Annotated in this window: 12 protein-coding genes; 3 read left to right on the forward strand and 9 right to left on the reverse strand. The window is 51.9% G+C overall.

What is annotated here, in order from left to right; genetic code table 11:
• Positions 1 to 13: 13 nt before the first annotated feature.
• The 3 genes from MOY_RS00455 to MOY_RS00465 are packed head-to-tail and all read right to left on the reverse strand — an operon-like array spanning position 14 to position 1,927.
• A complete protein-coding gene (locus tag MOY_RS00455) occupies positions 14 to 364 on the reverse strand; it encodes a P-II family nitrogen regulator (protein WP_009095287.1) in 351 nt (116 codons plus the stop codon).
• Positions 354 to 1,166 carry a Na,Li,K/H(+) antiporter subunit UmpB gene (gene umpB / locus MOY_RS00460; RefSeq protein ID WP_009095291.1) on the reverse strand — a complete coding sequence of 271 codons (813 nt, stop codon included), beginning with the start codon at positions 1,164 to 1,166 and terminating at the stop codon, positions 354 to 356. Before umpB ends, MOY_RS00455 begins: the two co-directional genes overlap by 11 nt.
• A complete protein-coding gene (locus tag MOY_RS00465) occupies positions 1,163 to 1,927 on the reverse strand; it encodes a DUF1538 domain-containing protein (RefSeq protein WP_009095294.1) in 765 nt (254 codons plus the stop codon). The genes umpB and MOY_RS00465 overlap by 4 nt, the downstream gene beginning before the upstream one ends.
• Before the next feature lie 220 nt (positions 1,928 to 2,147).
• Here MOY_RS00465 and MOY_RS00470 point away from each other — a divergent pair, with 220 nt between their 5' ends.
• Positions 2,148 to 3,569, forward strand: a complete 1,422-nt coding sequence (locus tag MOY_RS00470; RefSeq protein ID WP_009095296.1) for a bifunctional enoyl-CoA hydratase/phosphate acetyltransferase — start codon at positions 2,148 to 2,150, stop codon at positions 3,567 to 3,569.
• A gap of 6 nt (positions 3,570 to 3,575) precedes the next feature.
• A complete protein-coding gene (locus MOY_RS00475; RefSeq protein WP_009095298.1) occupies positions 3,576 to 4,799 on the forward strand; it encodes an acetate/propionate family kinase in 1,224 nt (407 codons plus the stop codon).
• Here the strand turns inward: MOY_RS00475 and MOY_RS17650 are convergent.
• The 3 genes from MOY_RS17650 to MOY_RS00485 form a co-directional block, all read right to left on the reverse strand.
• Complete coding sequence (locus MOY_RS17650; protein ID WP_257790893.1) at positions 4,770 to 4,901, reverse strand: hypothetical protein; 132 nt, start codon at positions 4,899 to 4,901, stop codon at positions 4,770 to 4,772. The two genes, MOY_RS00475 and MOY_RS17650, sit on opposite strands and share 30 nt — an antisense overlap.
• Positions 4,898 to 6,106: an MFS transporter gene (locus MOY_RS00480; RefSeq protein WP_009095300.1), complete on the reverse strand. Its 1,209-nt coding sequence runs from the start codon at positions 6,104 to 6,106 to the stop codon at positions 4,898 to 4,900. The genes MOY_RS17650 and MOY_RS00480 overlap by 4 nt, the downstream gene beginning before the upstream one ends.
• Positions 6,107 to 6,203: 97 nt before the next feature.
• Positions 6,204 to 7,598 carry a GntP family permease gene (locus tag MOY_RS00485; protein WP_009095302.1) on the reverse strand — a complete coding sequence of 465 codons (1,395 nt, stop codon included), beginning with the start codon at positions 7,596 to 7,598 and terminating at the stop codon, positions 6,204 to 6,206.
• 272 nt (positions 7,599 to 7,870) lie between these two features.
• Here MOY_RS00485 and MOY_RS00490 point away from each other — a divergent pair, with 272 nt between their 5' ends.
• Positions 7,871 to 9,217 carry a Na+/H+ antiporter family protein gene (locus MOY_RS00490; protein ID WP_009095304.1) on the forward strand — a complete coding sequence of 449 codons (1,347 nt, stop codon included), beginning with the start codon at positions 7,871 to 7,873 and terminating at the stop codon, positions 9,215 to 9,217.
• A gap of 119 nt (positions 9,218 to 9,336) precedes the next feature.
• On the opposite strand, the gene MOY_RS00495 is transcribed toward MOY_RS00490, so the two are convergent.
• From MOY_RS00495 to groL, 3 genes are all read right to left on the reverse strand, one after another.
• Positions 9,337 to 10,071, reverse strand: coding sequence for an RNA methyltransferase (locus MOY_RS00495; RefSeq protein WP_009095306.1), 735 nt, complete (start codon positions 10,069 to 10,071; stop codon positions 9,337 to 9,339).
• Between the two features lie 245 nt (positions 10,072 to 10,316).
• Positions 10,317 to 12,017 carry a group II intron reverse transcriptase/maturase gene (gene ltrA, locus MOY_RS00500; RefSeq protein ID WP_009095308.1) on the reverse strand — a complete coding sequence of 567 codons (1,701 nt, stop codon included), beginning with the start codon at positions 12,015 to 12,017 and terminating at the stop codon, positions 10,317 to 10,319.
• 1,035 nt (positions 12,018 to 13,052) lie between these two features.
• The gene (gene groL, locus MOY_RS00505) at positions 13,053 to 14,696 is read right to left on the reverse strand and encodes a chaperonin GroEL (protein ID WP_009095310.1); all 1,644 of its coding nucleotides are present in this window, start codon (positions 14,694 to 14,696) and stop codon (positions 13,053 to 13,055) included.
• Positions 14,697 to 14,744 lie beyond the last annotated feature (48 nt).

Consider the following 14,744-nt stretch of genomic DNA (forward strand, 5'->3'; position numbering starts at 1 on the left):
AATTCCTTACGCGTTATAAAGGCTGAGTTAACGACTTTGACAGTGATTTGATTTGATGCTTAACGCCAACGGCATCTTCAACATCGATTTGAAACGCAATGCCGGTGCCCGGCGTTTCATCAAATTCGCCAACCCGTTGAATAGCTTCCAATATATGTCGACTGATATGCTCTTCGGCTAAAAAAAGCAGCACATCTCGCTGGGCAGTTATCTCCATACCAAAAATGCCCCGCGCTTTTTTCAGCCCTTCGCCTCGGGCATTGTTGATCACGGTAGCACCTGTAGCGCCAGCGTCACGGGCGGCCTGCAGAATATTGTCGCTTAATTCATCTTCAACCATCGCTACAATCAATTTAAAGCGCATTGCTGTCTCCTTTACTTTCTTGAGTGCTATTCCCTGGCGTATTTGCGGCAGGCCGTTTTCTGTTGTCTTGCCATTGGGCTATCTGGGCATAGCCCATTACCGTAATGATAGGGAATAAGCAGGCAAGAGCGATCATCCCAAAGCCGTCCATTAACGCGCTACGGCCCGGGATTGATGAGGCTAACCCCAGCCCAAGCGCCGCGATAATAGGCACAGTAATGGTCGATGTGGTAACACCGCCTGAGTCAAATGCAAGCGGTATAATAGAGCGTGGTGAGCGAAGTGTTTGCAGGATCACCAAGCAGTAAGCCACCAGCACGAACCATTGTAGCGGCCAGCCCATGACAATTCGCCAGGCACCCAAGGTAATACCAAACGCCATGCCTAGAGCCACAGCAATGCGTAACATTAATGGATTGATAGTTCCGCCTGATATTTCACCTGCTTTAATGGAAACAGCAATGAGCGATGGTTCTGCAATCGTTGTGCTGGCACCGATCGCAAACGCGAATAGATAGACCCAGTAGTAATCGCTCCAGTGGCGCTGGGCGCCCTCTGCAACAGCAGGTAGGAAGCTAGCCTCGGTTAACTGACTTGCCATTAACTCACCCATGGGGAAAAGCGCTTGTTCTAACCCCACCAAAAAAAGCGATAGCCCTACCCAGACCATTAGAAAGCCTGCTAGTACCTGGGGAAGGCGCTTAACGGGTTTACGAATAACAAGATACTGAAAGCCAAAGATAATGGCAGCTATCGGCAAAATATCGCGCAGTGTTTCCCAAAACGTAAGGAGTAAACTCATGAGGCGCCTTCCATAAAGCTCAAGCCAAAAATGCCAAATAGCAGTACAAAAATAATTGGCATCACCGAAGCAAAGGCGATAAGACCAAAGCCGTCAAGCATTGGGTTTCGCCCCTTAATTGAGGATGCCAAACCTACGCCTAGCGCGGTCACTAACGGTACGGTAATAGTAGACGTCGTAACGCCACCGGAGTCATAGGCGATACCTACTAGTTCGCTGGGTGCCACTAGCGTTAGCAGCATCACAATGACATAGCCCGCTATAATCATCAGGTGCAGTGGCCAGCCTTTAAAAATTCTTAACACCCCCACAACAACGGCTGTTCCCACGGAGGCCGCGACCACCATGCGAAGCGTAAAGGCAAAAGAGGTTTGCGCGCTGGGTGTATCAGCAATTAAGCCGCTTTGTGACACGACTTCCCCAGCCCGCGCGGCGACTGCAATAAGCGCAGGCTCTGCCACGGTTGAGCCAAAGCCCAAAGCAAAAGCAAACACCAATAGCCACGCTACGGAGCCTTTTTGCACAAATGCGCGTGCTAAATTTTCACCTAGTGGAAAGAGGCCAAGCTCAAGCCCTTTGATGAAAAGGGCTAGCCCTACGACAACAAAAACAAGCCCTAAAAAGAGATCAAGTAGCGCTAGCGTGTCGGGCAAGGGCTGCCGAATCACTATCAGCTGAAAAAAGCCCATGACTAATACGACAGGCGCCAGATCGCGTAGGCTATCTCTCAGTTGGTGTGAGAAAGAGAGTAAGAAATTCATCAGGGATCCATGAGGTTTTTGTCTTAAGTAGCGTTATTTAGGTAGTTTACTCAGAGCGTTATGTCGTTGTCTTGATCCTGCTCATGATTAAATCGTGTTGATTGGGTTATTGATAACTACAATCTAGTGGGGCAGCAATCGCACAGGGGGGTAACGCGCCGCTTGCCTGGCTCTTTTACGTGCGTCCTCGATACTACATTCCAATGCAGGGAGCCGGTTAATGTCCGCACATTCCAGCGATGTGATTGAAAATCGTACGTTTGACGAAATAAAAGTGGGTGACAGGGCGTTCTTGGAAAAGCGCTTGACCATGGATGATATCAAACTGTTTGCCATTATGTCGGGAGATATCAACCCGTCGCATGTGGACGATGACTACGCGAAAAGAAGCCGTTTTCAAGAAGTGGTCGCCCACGGGATGTGGGGCGGTGCGCTTATCTCCACCGTGCTGGGCACTGAGTTGCCTGGGCCAGGCACTATATATTTAGGCCAAACGCTGCGCTTTAGAGCGCCTGTTCGCTTGGGTGATGTGCTTCATGTGGCGGTTAGGGTAACAAACAAGCAGTCACGTAACCATCACGTAATATTTGCCTGTGAATGTCGAAATCAGCATGGCGACATTGTGATTGAGGGTGAAGCGGAGGTGCTTGCGCCTACTCAAAAAATCCGTCGCCCCCGGGCAGAGCTTCCGGCCATCCGACTTTCTGAACGTGGGCGGCTTCATGAAATACTTACCGCCGCCGATCACCCTGACCCATTGCGTATGGCCGTGGTTCATCCTGTGGATGAAAGCTCTATAAGAGGGGCGGTGGAGTCTGCCGCGCAGCGGTTAATCGTGCCTGTGCTGGTTGGCCCTAGAGCTAAAATTGAGGCAGCGGCAAACGCGGCCGAGGTTGATATTAGCGCGTTCGAGCTAATCGATACCCCTCATAGCCATGCCGCCGCAGCCAAAGCGGTGGCGTTGGCACAGGATGGCCAAGTAGATGCGCTAATGAAAGGGTCTCTGCCTACTAGCGAACTCCTTCACGAGGTAGTTAAGCGTGAAGGAGGACTGCGCACCGAGCGCTGCCTGAGCCATGTCATGGCATTTGATGTACCCACTTACCCGCGGCCCTTATTCATTACCGATGCTGCCATTACTATTTACCCTACCTTGGAACAAAAACGCGACATTATCCAAAATGCGGTAGAGCTCGCCCACACGCTGGGTAACGACAATCCCAAAGTGGCGATTCTTTCGGCGGTAGAAACCATTAACCCAAATATTATGTCGACACTCGATGCGGCGGCACTGTGCAAAATGGCGGATAGGGGCCAAATTACAGGCGCGACGCTGGATGGCCCCCTGGCGTTTGATAATGCCATATCGGAAGCGGCAGCCAAAACCAAAGGTATTCATTCTCCTGTGGCAGGGCGGGCAGATATTTTATTAGCGCCGGACTTAGAAGCCGCCAACATGCTAATGAAACAACTAAGCTATCTTGCTGATGCTACGGGGGCTGGGCTTGTGGTCGGCGCCAGGGTGCCGATTGTGTTGACGAGTCGTGCTGATGATGCGTTAACGCGTATGGCTTCCTGTGCATTAGCGCTACTGCTGGCCGACTATCAGCAACAGCAGAGTAACGTATCAAAGGGTGAGTAAGGTTTTATGCAAATAATGGTGATCAATAGTGGCTCCTCAAGCATCAAATTTGGGCTTTACCTAGCGCATAATGAAGCGCCGCTGACCCTTGATGCGCTAACGCTGAAGGTTGAAGGACATTTTTCTGGCATCGGTAGTCGTGGGCGTGAAGCCGTCCACTTAAACGATGCCCAGGGGAACGACCTATCGCTTAATGGTCTGGCGCCATCAACTAGCCACGGGGAAGCGCTGTCATCGTTAATGGCGTGGCTGGAAGCCGATAAAAACGGTTCAATAGCGGTGATTGGTCACCGGGTTGTGCACGGTGGGCGTGACTACCAAGCGCCTATTAAGGTGACAGCAGAGCACCTAGATGTGCTAGGTGGGCTAAATAGTTTGGCGCCGCTGCATCAGCCCCATGGGCTGGCGCCCATCATGCATTTAATGCAGCGCTATCCAGAGGTGGCCCAAATTGCTTGTTTCGACACGGCGTTTCATGCTGAGCAGCCTAACGTTGCGCGACATTTTGCCTTGCCGCGTGAGCTTACTCAAAAAGGGCTGATTCGGTACGGTTTCCACGGCCTCTCGTATGACTACATTAGCCGTGTGCTGGATAATTACCTACCTGAGGAGGCGAGTAAAAAGCGCGTAATTGTCGCTCATTTAGGCAATGGGGCTAGCCTATGTGCACTGCAGAATAAGCGCAGCGTGGCATCGACAATGGGATTTACTGCGCTAGAAGGGCTACCCATGGGCACACGCTCAGGCAGCGTCGACCCTGGCTTGGTGTTACATCTTATCCAGCAAGAGGGAATGACGCCTGAAGAAGTCGAAACAATGCTTTATAAGCGTTCAGGGCTGCTCGGTGTTTCGGGTATCAGTGGCGATGTCCGAGAGCTGCTGGAAAGCGATGCACCAGAGGCTGAAGAGGCACTATCGCTTTATGCTTACCGAATCGCCCGGGAAATAGGCAGTCTAGCCGCCGCCTTGGGTGGGCTGGATCAGCTTATTTTCACCGCTGGCGTTGGTGAAAACGCCGCCTATGTTCGCGAGCAGGTGGTGAGGCAGTGTGCTTGGCTGGGGATAGCATTGGATAGTGATGCAAATGACAGCAATGCACATTGCATTTCGCCAGCGGACAGCCCGGTAGGTGCTTGGGTAATTCCCACCGATGAGGCGCGGATGATGGCATGGTACTGCGCGCAGTTTATGCGTCAGTATTCAACACAGTCGACTGCCCAAGAGGAGTAGTGAGCCATCCAGCGTTTGCCAGCCCCACCAGGCAAGCGCAATCCCGCCCGCTGCAAACGAGGCCACTAAAAGCAGAGCAGCTAACGTTGCGGTGCTTTTCATGGGGTCACCTGTGTGTGAGTCGGACGGGCAAGGGGCTTTTCGCTAATAAACCAGTGTAAAGCAGCGGCGACCAGTGAGAGTATAATCGCAATTTGCCATACGGTATTGTAATGCCCCGTGAGGTCGTACATATAACCGCCCAACCAAACGCCCATAAATGAACCTAATTGGTGAAACAGGAACACAATACCACCCAGCATTGATAAATGGCGGACGCCAAACACTGAGGCCACAATCCCATTGGTGAGTGGAACGGTTGAGAGCCACAGTAGCCCCATCGCGATGCCGAATAGATAAGCACTGGTGGAACTTAAGGGCAGTACAATAAACGCCGCAATAATCGCGCCACGAACGAGATAAAGCCAGCTAAGAAGGCGCGGTTTAGACCATATACCGCCTAACCAGCCCGCCATGTATGTGCCGACTATATTAAACAGGCCTACCAGTGCGAGTACCGTCGTACCTATTTGTATCGAAAGGCCGTTATCAAAAAGATAGCCGGGAAGGTGAACCGCGATAAACACAACCTGAAAGCCACACACAAAAAAGCCTAGGCAGAGTAGCCAAAAGCCTTTCTGACCAGCGGCTTCGTTAAGCGCCCCGCGCAAGCTTAAATCACCTAAAGATTTAGGCGTGGGGCTATCCTTTAGCATTGCACCCAATGGAATCATAAAGGCTGCGATGGCGCCCATGGCTAATAGTGCCGCGGCCCAACCTAGCCACTCAATGAGCCCTAATGTTCCGGGCAGCATGGCAAATTGGCCAAATGACCCCGCCGCGCTCACGAGCCCCATGGCCATACTGCGTTTTTCGGGTGCTACCGCACGACCTACTGCCCCCAGAATAACTGAAAACGTTGTTCCCGAAAGGCCAAGGCCGATAAGCAAGCCCGCGCTTAACGTCATGCCCAGCGCACTGGTGGAAAGGCTCATAAAGCACAGGCCAAGCACGTAGAGAATACCGCCAACCACAATAATTCTTGCTGCACCAAAGCGATCAGCAAGCGCGCCCGTAAAAGGCTGGGAAAGCCCCCAGATGAGGTTCTGTACGGCTAGCGCAAAAGCAAACACTCCCCGACCCCAGCCAAAATCACTGCTCATGGGCTCAATAAAAAGCCCGAATCCATGGCGAAGCCCCATGGCGGTGGAGATAACGAAGCTTGCCAGCAGAATGAAAAGCAGTGTTTTTTGCTTTGAAGTCGCCATATTGGGTCTCGTTATTTTTGGCTTAGGTTCAATCGCCCATCGGTGAGCATATTTGAACGGCTGTTAGCTGACTTACCATCGCATGGGTTGCTAAGGTTTAGAAGCTACCAAATAGTGTGCCTAGGGTGATAACGCTCACCAGTGCCGCGATAGGTAGCACAATGGTTACCATGGCCAAGTTACCGTACGATTGGCGGTGCGTTAAGCCACAAATGGCCAGAAGGGTAATAACCGCGCCAGAGTGGGGGAGGGTGTCCATCCCCCCTGCAGAAAGCGTTGCTACTCGGTGCATTAGTTCTGGGCTGATACCCGCCTGTTCGGCCATGGCTAGGTACTCGCTGCCTAGGGTTTCTAGGGCAATAGAGAGCCCGCCCGAAGAGGAACCAGTGATGCCTGCCAGCACGCTCATAGCCAGGGCTTCGGAAACCAACGGGTTACCCGGAGAGACATTTAGCACTGCATCGCGAATGATCACAAAGCCTGCCAGGCTTGCAATGACCGCTCCGTAACCCACTTCAGAAGCGGTATTGAAGATAGGCAATAATGAGCCAAAACAGCCTTTATTAATTGTCTCTTTAAGATTTTCCCAGCGGCGCCAGTGACTAATAATCAGCCAGGCAGACGCGCTCAGCAAAGCGATCAAAATCGCCCAAAGTCCTGTTTGCCGGCTAGGCGTAACATCTTCGAACGTGTCGCTAATGTAGCTGAGATCCATCGCGGGAAAAACGCCGTAGGTGAACAGGGCGTTTAAGCCAATCACCATTACCAGCGGTATTAACGCCACCAACAACGGCATTGAAGCCATTTCGGCGGTGTCCTCGGCTGGGTTGGCCTCGCGCTCGGTATGCTTGCCGTAACCTTCGTTGTTTGCTGCTGCTTTTTTGACGCGCGACTGCAGGTAGTAAATCCCAAGGCTCAGCATAATAAGGCCAGCAATGATGCCTAAGCCGGGAGCCGCAAAGCTATTAGTCCCAAAATAGGGAATAGGAATCGCGTTTTGAATGGCTGGCGTACCTGGCAACGCCGTCATGGTGAACGTAAAGGAGCCAAGGGCGATAGAAGCAGGTATCAGCCGCTTAGGCACATTGGCTTGGCGAAACAGCTCGCGGCTAATGGGATAAATCGCAAATGCCACCACAAATAGTGATACGCCGCCATACGTAAGCACAGCGCAGGCAATGACCACGGTTAGTACTACATGATGAGTGCCTAAACGTTTAACGATGCCATTTGAGATTGATTGAGCGGCACCTGAGTCTGCCATCAATTGGCCAAAGAGTGCTCCGAGCAAAAATAGCGGAAAAAACTGAATAACGTAGTTGCCCAGTGCCTTCATGAACGTATCAGTGTAGATGGGCAGCAAAAAAGCGGCATCTCCCGATAGCAGTACCGCCAAGGAGGCCATAAGCGGTGCCAGGAGCAGAACTGATATGCCTCGGTAGGCGAGAAACATCAGTGATAATAGGGAAATAATAATTGCAAGCATGCCCATGCTGGCTCCTGATAGGTTTTCTAAAAAAATCTAAATTAGTGGCTATTGAATAATAGGCGGAAGGTGGAATATTAGGTGTCATGTTGCAAAGCAGCAATGGTGGTTAGACTAAAGTCCAATATTTTAGGCGAGGGCGTTATCTCTTTGCAGCGACTGTAAAGGACGTGTGTTTCCTTGTTCTCACTCTATGTTTAGCCTGCTTATCTAGCTGTGTTCTGGTAATATTTGCCACCTTTTGCGTTAACGACCTTCCAATAGCTCTGGGTATTTCCATGAATGCAGTAATTATTGCAGTGCTGGTGATGGTGACACTGTCGCTTTTACGCGTGTCTGTTGTATTTGCGCTGGTAGTTGGCGCGTTAGTTGGGGGAGTAATAGGTGGTTTGTCGCTTGATGAAACGCTTAGCGCCTTTAACGATGGCGTCGGTGGCGGTGCTCAAGTAGCGCTAGCCTATGCAACGCTGGGGGCATTTGCCGTGGCGATTTCTCGCTCGGGGTTACCCGACATGTTAGCTAACCAACTCATAACGATGTTGGGCAAAGAAGCTTCAGTGGTTCACCAGGCGCGGGTAAAAATGCTGCTGTTAGTAGCGGTGCTGCTGGTGGCTATTTCGTCGCAGAACGCGATTCCGGTGCATATTGCATTTATTCCGGTCCTCATTCCTCCGCTACTTACTGTAATGAACAGACTTCAGCTTGACCGTCGCGCTGTCGCCTGTGCGCTCACCTTTGGTTTAACGGCGCCCTATATGCTGCTACCCGTCGGTTTTGGCGCCATTTTTTTGAACGATATTTTGCTGGCTAATCTCAACAGCGCTGGTGAGCCGCTAGGTTTAGAAATCACCCGAGGCATGGTACCAATGGCGATGGCGATACCCGTGGGTGGTATGGCTCTGGGGCTGTTGGTGGCGCTGTTGTTTAGCTACCGTCACCAGCGCAACTACGCCAATAAAGCGCTGGTAGCCAGCACCCATCAGCAGGCACCGACACCGGCCAAACCCCATGCGCTGGGGCTGATTATGTCGGGTGTCGCTATTGTGGCGGCGCTGGGTTTACAGCTTTATACAGGCTCAATGATTGTTGGTGGGCTAGTGGGTATCGGCTTGCTCTCGTTAGGCGGTATTTTTAAGTGGCGTGAGGCGGATGACCTGTTCACTAGCGGTATGCGGATGATGGCGCTGATCGGTTTTATTATGATTTCAGCGGCTGGCTTTGCCGAAGTAATGAAAACCACCGGCGATATCGAGTCTCTGGTAGAGGGTGCTTTCGAGCTGTTTGGCGATAACCGTGGGCTAGCTGCCTTGGTGATGCTGCTGGTAGGCCTTTTTATCACGCTGGGTATTGGTTCTTCGTTTTCTACTATTCCGATTATTGCGGCTATTTTCGTGCCACTGGCTGTCCAGTTTGGTTTCTCGCCCATGGCGACCGTAGTGCTGGTGGGTACCGCTGCAGCATTGGGGGATGCCGGCTCGCCTGCCTCGGATTCCACCTTAGGGCCAACGTCGGGCTTAAACGTCGATGGCCAGCACGACCACATGTGGGACAGCGTGGTGCCGACTTTTTTGCACTATAATATTCCGCTGATCGCGTTTGGCTGGCTGGCCGCCATGTCGTTATAAATGAGAGTGATATTTACCGCGTTAGCTGCGGTGAATCGTGAAATACGTAGTGGAAAATAAATAGTGGAAAGGGCAGCGATGAGCTGCCTTTTTTTGTAGTGTGCCAGAAGCTATCGTTGCTACTGTTTGGGTAAGTGCGTTTCAAAAGCACTTAGCAGGCCGCGTAGCAGAGAAAGCTCTTTACGGCTGGGCTGGGCGCGAGCGAATAGCGCTTGCAGCTGCTCTTCTGTGCGGGCATGGGGCTGGGTAAGAAAGCCACTTTGTTGCATCAAGCGGCCAAGGTGCTCCTGAAAGTATATAAACTGCTCGCGACTTGGAGGGGTGGCCTCTAGTGGGCGTTGGTAGGCAAAGTCGCTACTGTCTCGCTTACGCCAAGCACGGTGTGCTTCATAGGCTAAAATTTGTACCGCTTGAGAAAGGTTTAAGATGCCGTACTCTGGGTTAGCCGGAATACTGACCTGGTGCGTGCAGCAACGGATCTCGTCGTTGGTAAGTCCTGAGCGTTCGCGTCCAAACACCAATGCAACCGGTGCATGCGCAGCGTTTTCAATCACGTGCTGGGCCATTTCATCAGGTTCATCGTAATGTGGTAGCGGTAAACTACGTAGCCTTGCGCTGGCGCCGACGATTTGAACGCAGTCGATCACCGCCTCCTCAAGCGAGCCGACACAACGGGCATTTTCCAGGACATCCGTGGCGCCTGCCGCAAGGCGCGTTGCTTCTTCATCGGGAAAAGCCCGTGGATTGACCAGAACTAGCTCGGTTAACCCCATGGTTTTCATCGCTCGGGCAGTGGCGCCAATATTTCCAGGATGAAAGGTTTGCACCAGCACGATGCGGATATTAGAAAGCACGGTAATAAAGACCTAGAAGCTGCCAAAGAAAGGCTCTGATGGTAGCACGCTTTGACGCTTGAGCAGAGGCGAGGAGGTGTTGGCCTTTCCGGCTTGTTAAAATAAAAGAACCCCGCACTTGGCGGGGTTCTTTACGACGTTGATCGTCAGAGCGATAGGCTCAGGGGTGCATGTCGGGTAGCAGCAGTGCATTACTGCACCGCCGCCCCCTAAGAACCGTACGTGCGAGTTTCCCCGCATACGGCTCAAGCCTTTATAAGCCTCTCAAGTGAAAGGCCGGCGACACTGTTCTCCTGTTGAGCGTGCCACTGACGATGACAGTTAGGATGCAGCAACACCAAGTTACTCAGCTCGTTACCCCCACCCTTATGCCGTTCCACCACATGGTGAATATTCCACCCGGTTTCCCAGGTGATAACACTACGGCACATCGGGCAGCGTTTGCCTTGCCGAGTCCAGAGCGTTTGCAGTTTCTTACGACCTTTCGTCGACGCTTTCCAAGAACGTTCCAACCTGTCCTCGAAATATTGCTCGTCTCTAGGGTCATAAGGGTTCGCTTCCGCCCTTATCTTAGTATGGCGCACAATCGGGATATCCTTACTGCTCAACAACCTTACAGGCTTGCCGGGTAATAAGGTACTTTGGAAAACCCAGTTCTCGCTTTTGACGGAATGAAAATACTTCTTTTTCACCCAGCGCTTTTGACGATTACCGTGACGCCGACAGCTCCAGCGCCACAAGAGTTTCCAAACACGGTAGTCCACATAGCCAAACGTTTCCTTAGCCACTACGTGACGATGATAATTCGCCCATCCCAGTAGTACGGGATTAAGCTGGCGAATCAAGATGTCCTGTCGCGACATGCAGTTGCGTCTGACGATGGCCTTGAGTTTTCTCAGGTGTCGCTGCAGGTTCTGACGGCTAGGCTTAATCAACAGCTTGCCGTTGTACTTCCGCAGATTCTGCCCAAGAAAATCAAATCCTTCTGTAATGTGCGTCACCACTGTCTTGCTGGCCGACAACGTTAACCCCCGCTCTGCCATAAAGGCAGAAACGATGGGCAACACATCATTTTCTAACAGCTCTTTTGAGATGCCCGTAATGATGAAATCATCGGCGTAACGCACATAATTAACTTTGGTCTTGTAGCTGGCTTTGGTGTTTTTCTTCCCAAAGTGGGATTCCAACACTTTTTCCAGCCCATCAAGCGCCAAGTTGGCTAATACCGGAGAGATGATCCCGCCCTGGGGCGTTCCTGCCTCTGTCGGATACAGTTGTTTGGACTCCATGAATCCCGATTTCAGCCACTTTTTGAGCACTTGCTTGTCCATCGGGACATTAGCCAGCAGCCAATCGTGACTGATATTGTCAAAGCACCCCTTGATATCTCCCTCCAGCACCCATTCAGCAGAGTGCTTACGACTCAAATTGACAAAGCATTGCTCTATCGCATCAGCCGTTGAGCGCCAGGGGCGAAATCCATAGCTATTACGATCAGCGACCGTTTCCGACACGGGTTCAAGCGCCAGCAAATACAGTGCTTGCATAGCTCGATCCCGCATCGTAGGTATCCCTAGGGGGCGGCGTGAGCCGTCCGTTTTGGGAATATAAACACGCCTTAATGGGGCAGGGCGATAACCCTTCCTTTTCAGCCTGCTTAACGCTAACCACTTCGCTTGTGGAGTGCTCCACAGTTCACCATCAACACCGGGCGTTTTCTTGCCCCGGTTTTCAGTAACACGTCTAACGGCCGATGCTCTGGCCGCAAACGAGTGGGTCAGTAGTCGTTGCAAGGCTTTCACCTTACGCCAACGTTTTTCCCGAGTCGCCTTCGCGATCCGCACCTGTAGCCCTCTCACCTGCCTATTGACGACAGACCAATCAATGGTATGCCAGCTTTCGGGCGGGTGGGAGAACGCAGGTACTTTCTTAAAGCTCGTACTCATCTTGCTGTCCTCCGAATGCCGATACGACGACCCTCGGAGAACAAATACATTAATCCCTTGCGGGAGTGTATTTGCTCCCGCAAGGGTAGGGTAGGAACGCTAATTTGCTGCGCCTACCTATATCGTAATATCAGCATGACAGAACGCTTTACAGCGCTATCACACGATTAAAGACCAGTTGGAAGTGGGCCCCGTTTCCGGTAGAGGAACCTTTAACCCCTTATCCACCCCGTTACAGGATGGTATTCGCTTTTTCCAACCTCCCAAGCCTGCACCTCCCACAGCGTTGATTGCTCTTCGCCTGCCCGAAGGGCGGAGATACAGGGTTTCCGAGTTCCGTGTCGATGACACGAGTCACTTAGGTTCTGCCAATACACCGAAGGCTGAGTGGCAACGTATCCCCAGATGTAAGAGGGATAGCCAGCCTTCTACCTTTTGGTCAGAGCGCATCAGTAGCTTGCGCTCCTTGCGGCTGACGGTGCTTGTAAGCAGTTCACATAAGTTAACCGTATGACCCAGTCTAGCCTCTCAACCGCTTGCTACTAGCGGCATCCTTGATCCACCTCACGGTGAGAACAAGCCCTAATTGGGGAGTACATTGTCAGGAAGCTTCGAACCCCGCCGTTACCAGCGACGCACTATCCCTAGACTACCGTTGGTTGCACAACGGGTTCCACTCGACCGCAATGAACAAGTTACTTTTGCTCAAGGCAGCGCGGAACAATCATCAGACACAGCTTCACACCGGCAGGCGCTTAGCTTTCTTTTAAACGTAGATATCCCCGTTGCATCGCAGCTTGAAATTTAAAGCTGCTTCAACGTGTATCCTTCATAGGAGGGGTACAGGCTTAAGCCAATACTCGCGACCGGATACTCCCTTAAGGAGCGCCGATACCCGAGCTGGTGTTCAGCCCGGATATCGGGTTTATAGAGGCTATTTTCTGCTGGAAAGTGAGGCACTTACTGTATTAAAGTAAGTGCTCTCACCGGGGACGTAACCCAGCCAGGCTAGCTACCTGCGCGACTCTCGTCGCATCACATCATGCCGCCCATACCACCCATTCCGCCCATGCCACCCATATCAGGCGCGGCATCTTTCTCTTCCGGGTCTTCAGCGATCATGCACTCGGTGGTGATCATAAGACCTGCAACAGAACCAGCGGACTGCAGCGCAGTACGGGTAACTTTTGCCGGATCTAGAACGCCCATTTCGAACAGGTCGCCAAACTCGCCAGTTTGTGCGTTGTAACCAAAGTTGCCGGTTTCGTCTTTCACACGGTTGATAACCACTGCGGGTTCTTCACCAGCGTTAGAAACGATTTGACGCAGCGGTGACTGCATAGCGCGTAGGGCCATGTTGATACCGTGGTTCTGGTCTTCGTTTTCGCCAGTCAGGCCTTGTACTTTGGCCATAACGCGAACCAGTGCAGTACCGCCGCCAGGTACAACACCTTCTTCAACGGCTGCACGCGTAGAGTGCAGCGCGTCTTCGACGCGGGCTTTCTTCTCTTTCATTTCTACTTCGGTGGCAGCTCCGACGCGGATAACAGCAACACCGCCTGCCAGTTTGGCAACGCGCTCTTGCAGCTTCTCTTTGTCGTAGTCAGAAGAGGTTTCTTCGATTTGCGCGCGGATCTGGTTAACGCGTGCTTCGATATCGCCTTCTGCACCAGCGCCATCAATGATGGTGGTGTTCTCTTTAGACATAGTCATACGCTTAGCGGTACCCAGATGATCCAGGTTCGCTTGCTCAAGCGTCAGGCCTACTTCTTCGGAGATAACCGTGCCGTTAGTCAGGATGGCGATATCCTGCAGCATGGATTTGCGACGGTCGCCAAAGCCCGGTGCTTTAGCAGCGGCCACTTTAACGATACCGCGCATGTTGTTCACAACCAGCGTTGCCAGGGCTTCGCCTTCAATATCTTCAGCGATGATAGCCAGCGGCTTGCCTTGTTTAGCAACCGCTTCTAGTACAGGCAGTAGCTCGCGGATGTTGGAGATCTTTTTATCCACTATCAGGATGTAAGGATCTTCCAGTTCAACCGTCATGGTATCCTGGTTGGTAACGAAGTAGGGCGAGAGGTAGCCGCGATCAAACTGCATGCCTTCAACGACTTCCAGCTCGTCTTCAAAGCCACGGCCTTCATCAACAGTGATGACGCCTTCTTTACCGACTTTTTCCATCGCTTCAGCGATGATTTCACCGATGCGCTTGTCACCGTTAGCAGAGATAGTGCCTACCTGGGCAATCGACTTGGTGTCGGTGCAAGGTACAGACATCGCCTTGATTTCTTTAACGGCAGCGGCAACGGCTTGATCAATACCGCGCTTAAGATCCATCGGGTTCATGCCCGCGGTTACGCCTTTCAGGCCTTCCGCAATAATGGCCTGAGCCAGAACGGTAGCGGTGGTGGTGCCGTCACCCGCAGCGTCAGAAGTCTGTGAAGCAACTTCTTTTACCATCTGTGCGCCCATGTTTTCGAACTTGTCTTTCAGCTCGATCTCTTTGGCAACAGAAACACCGTCTTTAGTAACGGTCGGAGAGCCAAACGACTTTTCCAGTACTACGTTACGGCCTTTTGGGCCCAGGGTGACTTTTACTGCATTTGCCAGTACGTCAACACCACGCGCCATGCGTTTGCGGGCATCATCTGAGAACTTAACTTGTTTAGCTGACATATTCGCTACTTCCTAAATTGAATATAAAATGTGAAAGTAAATAATCGA

It is taken from the genome of Halomonas sp. GFAJ-1 (assembly GCF_000236625.2).
Classification (GTDB): Bacteria; Pseudomonadota; Gammaproteobacteria; order Pseudomonadales; family Halomonadaceae; genus Vreelandella.

Excerpts from the sequence above, each read along its gene's own strand:
- MOY_RS00485 (WP_009095302.1), bottom strand. The coding sequence starts at position 7,598 with ATGGGCATGCTTGCAATTATTATTTCCCTATTATCACTGATGTTTCTC.
- groL (WP_009095310.1), bottom strand. The coding sequence starts at position 14,696 with ATGTCAGCTAAACAAGTTAAGTTCTCAGATGATGCCCGCAAACGCATG.
- MOY_RS17650 (WP_257790893.1), bottom strand. The coding sequence starts at position 4,901 with ATGAAAAGCACCGCAACGTTAGCTGCTCTGCTTTTAGTGGCCTCGTTT.
- MOY_RS00475 (WP_009095298.1), top strand. The coding sequence starts at position 3,576 with ATGCAAATAATGGTGATCAATAGTGGCTCCTCAAGCATCAAATTTGGG.
- ltrA (WP_009095308.1), bottom strand. The coding sequence starts at position 12,017 with ATGAGTACGAGCTTTAAGAAAGTACCTGCGTTCTCCCACCCGCCCGAA.
- MOY_RS00490 (WP_009095304.1), top strand. The coding sequence starts at position 7,871 with ATGAATGCAGTAATTATTGCAGTGCTGGTGATGGTGACACTGTCGCTT.
- MOY_RS00465 (WP_009095294.1), bottom strand. The coding sequence starts at position 1,927 with ATGAATTTCTTACTCTCTTTCTCACACCAACTGAGAGATAGCCTACGC.
- MOY_RS00470 (WP_009095296.1), top strand. The coding sequence starts at position 2,148 with ATGTCCGCACATTCCAGCGATGTGATTGAAAATCGTACGTTTGACGAA.
- umpB (WP_009095291.1), bottom strand. The coding sequence starts at position 1,166 with ATGAGTTTACTCCTTACGTTTTGGGAAACACTGCGCGATATTTTGCCG.
- MOY_RS00480 (WP_009095300.1), bottom strand. The coding sequence starts at position 6,106 with ATGGCGACTTCAAAGCAAAAAACACTGCTTTTCATTCTGCTGGCAAGC.
- MOY_RS00455 (WP_009095287.1), bottom strand. The coding sequence starts at position 364 with ATGCGCTTTAAATTGATTGTAGCGATGGTTGAAGATGAATTAAGCGAC.